Raw genomic sequence first — 2,472 nt, forward strand, 5'->3', positions numbered from 1 at the left:
GGTGCCGGCGTACCGGCCGGGTCTCGGAGCCACCGGGGGGAAGCCAACGCGAAGACCAGTGCGGCCGCCACCTTCGCTCTGGTGTTCGGCGTCGCCGGCCTGTTCAGCGTGTTGACCGCCATCCTCGCCTGGCTGGGGCTGGTGCTCGGCATCATCGGAATCATCCTCGGCATCGTCGGGCTCAAGATGGCGCAACGACCCGGGGTGACCGGCCGCGGGGTGTCGATCGGCGGTCTGGTGCTGAGCATCCTGGCGGTGCTGATCGGCCTCGGCCTCGCCGCGGGCATCACCACCTTCGTCAACAACGAGAACGCGGTGGACCGCCTCCAGACGCAGGTCAACAAGCTGCGCGACAAGCTCGACTGACGCGGGCCGCCCCGACGGGGAGCACGTTCGACGACGCGGGGCGGGTCGCGACCCGGGCCCCAGTAGGGTGGGCGACGTGCTCCGCCAGGTCAACGCCATCCGCTACGTCACGCCGCTGCGCGAGGGTGGCTCGCTGCCGGGCGTCGTGGAGGCCGACGACCTCGGCACGTACGTGGCGAAGTTCTCCGGCGCCGGGCAGGGGCCCAAGGCGCTCATCGCCGAGGTGATCTGCGGTGAGCTGGCCCGCCGGCTGGAGTTGCGGGTGCCGCCGCTGGTGGTCCTCGACATCGACCCGGTGATCGGGCGGGCCGAGCCCGACCAGGAGGTGCAGGAGCTGCTGCGCAACAGCGGCGGCGCCAACCTGGGGATGGACTTCCTCCCGGGAGCGCTCGGCTTCGACCCGGTCGCACACCCGGTCGATGCCGTGCTGGCGTCCCGGGTGCTCTGGTTCGACGCGTACGTGGAGAACGTCGACCGGAGCTGGCGCAACCCGAACCTGCTGGTCTGGCACCGGGAGCTGTGGCTCATCGACCACGGCGCCGCGCTGTACTTCCACCACAACTGGCCGCGCGCCGACGCCGCAGTGCACCGGGCCTACCGCGCGGACGATCACGTGCTGGAGCCGTACGCGTCGCGGCTGGCCGAGGCCGACGCGGAGCTGGCACCCCGGGTCACCCCGGAGCTGCTGCGGGAGGTGCTGGCGCTGGTGCCGGCCCAGTGGCTGACCGCCGCCGACTTCGACTCGGCCGACGCGGCGCGGGAGGCGTACGTGGCGCACCTGTCGCGGCGGGTCGCCCGCCCGACGGACTGGCTACCGGCGGGGAGCGTGGCGTGAGGCATCCCTTCGAGTACGCCCTCATCCGGCTGGTGCCCCGCATCGAGCGCGGCGAGCAGATCAACGTCGGGGTGCTGCTCTACTGCCAGCAGCGCGACTTCCTGGCCGCGCGGACGCACCTGGACGCCGATCGGGTCCACGCGCTGGCATCCGACGTCGATCTGCCGGCCGTGGCCGCGGTGCTCGACTCCCTGGACCGGACCTGCTCCGGTGACGGGCCGGCGACCCGGATGCGGCTCGGTGAGCGGTTCCACTGGCTGGCCGCGCCCCGCAGCACGATGATCCAGGCGGGCCCGGTGCACACCGGTCTCACCGCTGACCCGGCCGGCGAGTTGGACCGGCTGATGGCGGCGCTGGTCCACTGAGCGCACCGGCCGGGAGGTTCGGGAAGTGCCCCTGATCGCGCTGCGCCAGCGTCGTTGCCAGCGGAGCGCGATCCCCCGTTCAGGCGCCCGGTGCCATCCGGCGGCAGGATCGCGCCGGCACCGATGGCATCAGGATGGCCGCCCGCGCGGGCGGCCGGGCCGCAACGACCGGGAACTTGCGGAAAACTTGAGCCCGGACGACCGGAAGGCCGCTGTCGGCGTCGTTTGTCACCGCACCTGGGGGGTAGTCGCGGGAGCTGACCCGAGACGAGAAGGGGACAATCTGATGGCTGCCCAGACCAAGGTAGCGGTGATCTATTACAGCGCCACCGGCATCACGTACCAGATGGCGCAGGCCACGTGCGAGGCCGCCGGGGAGGCCGGCGCCGACGTGCGCCTGCGCAAGGTGCGGGAGCTGGCGCCGGACGAGGCGATCCGCTCCAACTCCGGCTGGCAGGCGCACCACCTGGAGACCCAGGACGTGCCCGAGGCGATGATCGACGACCTGGCCTGGGCCGACGTGGCGATCTTCGGATCCCCCACCCGGTACGGCATGATCGCCGCCCAGCTGAAGCAGTTCATCGACACCACCGGTCCGCTGTGGGCGCAGGGCGCGTTGGCCAACAAGGTCTACGCGGGCTTCACCTCGACGGCGACCTCGCACGGAGGGCAGGAGACCACCCTGACCTCGCTCTTCAACGTCTTCTACCACTGGGGTGGTGTCGTGGTGCCCCCCGGCTACACCGACTCCAGCCAGTTCATCGCCGGCAACCCGTACGGCGCCTCGCACACCAGCAACAACGGGGAGATCGCCCCGGACGCGGTGGCGCTGGGCGCCTGCGCCCTCACCGCCCGCCGGGCGGTGCAGATCGGCGCCGCGCTCAAGCAGGGCATGGGCGGCTGACA

4 protein-coding genes are annotated in these 2,472 nt (G+C 72.0%); all 4 read left to right on the forward strand.

What is annotated here, in order from left to right:
• The coding region (locus AB0J68_RS30865; RefSeq protein ID WP_363942261.1) for a hypothetical protein at nt 1-366 on the forward strand (366 nt) is incomplete at its 5' end.
• A gap of 76 nt (nt 367-442) precedes the next feature.
• Complete coding sequence (locus AB0J68_RS30870) at nt 443-1,201, forward strand: HipA family kinase (RefSeq protein WP_354860964.1); 759 nt, start codon at nt 443-445, stop codon at nt 1,199-1,201.
• Nucleotides 1,198-1,566 carry a DUF3037 domain-containing protein gene (locus tag AB0J68_RS30875; RefSeq protein ID WP_363942264.1) on the forward strand — a complete coding sequence of 123 codons (369 nt, stop codon included), beginning with the start codon at nt 1,198-1,200 and terminating at the stop codon, nt 1,564-1,566. Before AB0J68_RS30870 ends, AB0J68_RS30875 begins: the two co-directional genes overlap by 4 nt.
• Before the next feature lie 286 nt (nt 1,567-1,852).
• Complete coding sequence (gene wrbA, locus AB0J68_RS30880) at nt 1,853-2,470, forward strand: NAD(P)H:quinone oxidoreductase (RefSeq protein ID WP_354860967.1); 618 nt, start codon at nt 1,853-1,855, stop codon at nt 2,468-2,470.
• The last annotated feature ends 2 nt before the right edge of the window (nt 2,471-2,472 follow it).

This window comes from Micromonospora sp. NPDC049580 (assembly GCF_040675595.1).
In the GTDB taxonomy this organism is placed as follows: Bacteria; Actinomycetota; Actinomycetes; order Mycobacteriales; family Micromonosporaceae; genus Micromonospora.

Excerpts from the sequence above, each read along its gene's own strand:
- wrbA (WP_354860967.1), top strand. The coding sequence starts at position 1,853 with ATGGCTGCCCAGACCAAGGTAGCGGTGATCTATTACAGCGCCACCGGC.